Genomic DNA, 2,035 nt, shown 5'->3' on the forward strand with positions numbered 1-2,035 from the left:
GTGACCAACGTGCAGATCATCGTCAATCCCTTCCGCCTGAAGCCCCTCGACGAGGTGCTTCCGGCGGCCGCCGCGGCAGAGGTCGCGATCTTCGCGCGGGTGCCGCTGGCATCCGGCCTGCTCTCGGGCAAGTACACGACAGCCACGACGTTCGCGAGTGATGACCATCGCTCGTACAACCGTCACGGCGAGGCGTTCGATCGCGGCGAGACGTTCTCGGGCGTCGACTTCGAGGTCGGGATCGCCGCGGCATCCGAGCTGGCTGCAGCGCTGCCCGACGGCGTCTCGCTGCCGGCCGCGAGCCTGGCCTGGATCGCCGCGCAACCCGGTGTCACCTCCGTGATCCCGGGCGCACGAACTCCCCAGCAGGCCGAGGCGAACGCTGGCGCGGGTGCGCTGCTCGAGCCCGGAGCCTTCGACCTCGACGCCTTCGACGCGGCAGTTCACGCCGTCTATGACCGTCACCTGCGCGAGGCGATCCACCCCCTCTGGTGATCCTGCGCTGCTGTGGGCGTGGTCCGAGGAGGTGACCGGGAAACCCGGGCCCGCCGAGAAGGCCCGCATCGACGAATAGACTTGAGTGTTGTGACCAGCGCTGCACCCCTCCGCACCCTTGAGGTGAGGCATCTTCAGCTGGCGCGAGCCTTCTTCGCCGCGCTGGCAGCGGTCATGATCACGTTCTCGCCCGATCACTCCGCGGCGGTCGGTCTCGCCGTATTCAGCGGCTTCGCGATCGCGACGGGTCTGGTGTGGTTCGCAGCAGTGTGGCTGATCTTCCCGAAGGGCAACCGGTGGGCAGCGGTACTGCTCGGCATCCTCGCCCTCCTCGCGGGAATGGCGACCGGGATGCCGGGGCTTCGCACCGACACCATGTTCTTCGTCGTCGTGATCGCGTGGGCGGTGCTCAGCGGCATCGTCGAGCTGGTCGCGGGAGTCCGAGCCCGACGGATGACGCACCTGCCGCGCTCGCAGAGCCGCGATGCCATCACGATCGGCGCCCTCGGCATCCTGCTCGGTATCGGCCTTCTGGCCGTTCCGGTGCAGTATGCCCTGACCTACACGATCGAAGAGGCGGGACAGACCTTCACGCTGACCGGTATAACGATCGCCGTCGGCATTTTCGGGGGCTACGCGGCGATCGTCGCCGTCTACCTCGGTATCGCCGCGTTCTCGCCGCGCCAGACGGATGCCGAGGCCGCGGCGCCGGTCACCGAAGCGACGGCCGAGAGGAAGCCATGACCGACAAGCCCACGCGCCGGGAGATCATGCGCCCCGTCCAGCTCCTCGGCCTCGCCTTCGTGGCTGCCCTGTTTGCCGGGATCGTGACCCTCGTATCGATGGGGTTCTTCCAGCAGATCCCCGCCGAGGACGTGCAGAACGCCCTGATCGTTGCGCTCATCGTCGCGGGAGTGACCTTTGTGGTCACCCTCGTCGCGCTCGCACTCCTGCTGCTGGCGATCGACCCCGCGCAGGTGACCAAGACCATTGATCGGCCCGTGCTGCTGGACGACGAGCCCGACGGCGACGCCGCGTCGGCGACCACGCCCGAAGACCGCGAGGCCGGCGGCTCGTCAGCACCAACCGCCTAAAGCGCGGCCGAGGCTCCGTCGATCTCGGAGACGAGGTCCGATGCGAGACCCGTGTATGACGCCGGCGTGAGCGCGAGCAGGCGCTCCTTCGCGGCATCGCCGATGTCGAGACCCCGTACGAACTCCGCGAGCTCGGCAGGTCCGACCCGCCGCCCGCGGGTGAGGTCCTTCAGTAGCGCGTAGGGATCGTTGATCTGCGAGCGACCAGCAACGATCTCGGCGCGCACGACAGTCTGGATCGCTTCGGCCAGCACCTCCCAGTTGGCTTCGAGATCTGCGTCCAGGGCGGCTTGCGCGAGCGAGATCTCGGTGAGCCCGCGGGCGAGGTTGTCGAGCGCGAGAAGGGAGTGACCCAGCGCGACCCCGATGTTGCGCTGCGTCGTCGAGTCGGTGAGATCCCGCTGCAGGCGCGAGGTCACGAGTGTCTGCGCAAGGGTGGCCAGCAG

3 protein-coding genes and 1 pseudogene are annotated in these 2,035 nt (G+C 68.3%); 3 read left to right on the forward strand and 1 reads right to left on the reverse strand.

What is annotated here, in order from left to right; translation table 11 throughout:
• The 3 genes from Q1V87_RS00995 to Q1V87_RS01005 form a co-directional block, all read left to right on the forward strand.
• Nucleotides 1–495, forward strand: a 495-nt coding sequence (locus Q1V87_RS00995; RefSeq protein ID WP_300590474.1) for an aldo/keto reductase, incomplete at its 5' end; no start/stop codon positions are given.
• A 90-nt stretch (nucleotides 496–585) separates the two neighbouring features.
• Nucleotides 586–1,239 carry an acyl-CoA synthetase gene (locus Q1V87_RS01000; RefSeq protein WP_300590475.1) on the forward strand — a complete coding sequence of 218 codons (654 nt, stop codon included), beginning with the start codon at nucleotides 586–588 and terminating at the stop codon, nucleotides 1,237–1,239.
• Nucleotides 1,236–1,589 (forward strand): amino acid transporter, encoded by a 354-nt coding sequence (locus tag Q1V87_RS01005; RefSeq protein ID WP_300590476.1) that lies wholly within the window; start codon nucleotides 1,236–1,238, stop codon nucleotides 1,587–1,589. Before Q1V87_RS01000 ends, Q1V87_RS01005 begins: the two co-directional genes overlap by 4 nt.
• Here Q1V87_RS01005 and Q1V87_RS01010 read toward each other — a convergent pair.
• A pseudogene (locus tag Q1V87_RS01010) lies at nucleotides 1,586–2,035 on the reverse strand (adenylosuccinate lyase); the annotation flags it as partial. The gene Q1V87_RS01005 and the pseudogene Q1V87_RS01010 sit on opposite strands and share 4 nt — an antisense overlap.

The organism is Microbacterium sp. (assembly GCF_030149085.1).
GTDB lineage: Bacteria > Actinomycetota > Actinomycetes > Actinomycetales > Microbacteriaceae > Microbacterium.